General features: G+C 50.2%; 1 protein-coding gene. It reads left to right on the forward strand.

The window, feature by feature from the left end; genetic code table 11:
• Positions 1 to 347: 347 nt before the first annotated feature.
• A partial coding sequence (locus ACFQEU_RS16875) for a hypothetical protein (protein WP_379784024.1) occupies positions 348 to 860 on the forward strand: 513 nt, incomplete at its 3' end.

Raw genomic sequence — 860 nt, forward strand, 5'->3', positions numbered from 1 at the left:
AAGAGGCGATTAATCGAGCCTAAAGGCTAAACCATGCTCGACATTATCCCTCTTCGCTCAACCGAATAAAGCGACGCGAAAAACGGCTGCCGCTTTAGCTGCAGGGCAGAACCTGGTGAAACCAGAAGACATTGCACGCCACAGATCAAATGCCAAAGCAACTACCCTATAAGTGTTCAAACGAGAAACATATTGCCTACCAATCGATAAAATTCTCAAGAAGCACTAGCCGCCCAACTCGAAGTAGCGCAAAATGCGCTCCGCTAACGGTCGCGGATAGCAATACATCGCGCACCCTAGCACCGCCACTCGGCCCAACATAGACTCTTTTCTAAAGTATCCATTTCATGCGTATTCAAAAACTTCTGCTCAGCGCAGCGCTTTGCCTGTGCCTTATTGGTTGTGTCTCGTCGCTTTTGGTAGGCAATCAAATGCAAGCTCGTTTGATGGGCGCCTTATTAACGCCGCTCATAGGCTTCAACCCAGCCGATGTAGACCTGTTCGAAATCCCCATGGTAAAAGACCGGATGACTGCCATATTGGGCGACAACTACGAGCCCACCATGAAGCTATTAAACACAGCCCAAAGCATCCAAAAGGAAGGCGCGCTGTTTTACGTGGTATCCCGCTACGCACCTAGCGAAGTTCGAGAAATAACTGACCAGGCCGCCATGATCTGGAATGCCGACACCAACCAAATGGCCGTTATGCTCATACAAGACGGCATGCCCCAGGTGTTCTCAGAACAAATCGCCAACGCCAAAGAAGCGCTTATCCCCACCCTACCCGTGGAAGTTCAAGCGCGCCTAGACCAAGCCCTCGAATTCAAAAAAGCACACGAAGAAAAAGTCCAGGCCCTA

It is taken from the genome of Halorubrum tibetense (assembly GCF_042661865.1).
GTDB lineage: Archaea > Halobacteriota > Halobacteria > Halobacteriales > Haloferacaceae > Halorubrum > Halorubrum tibetense.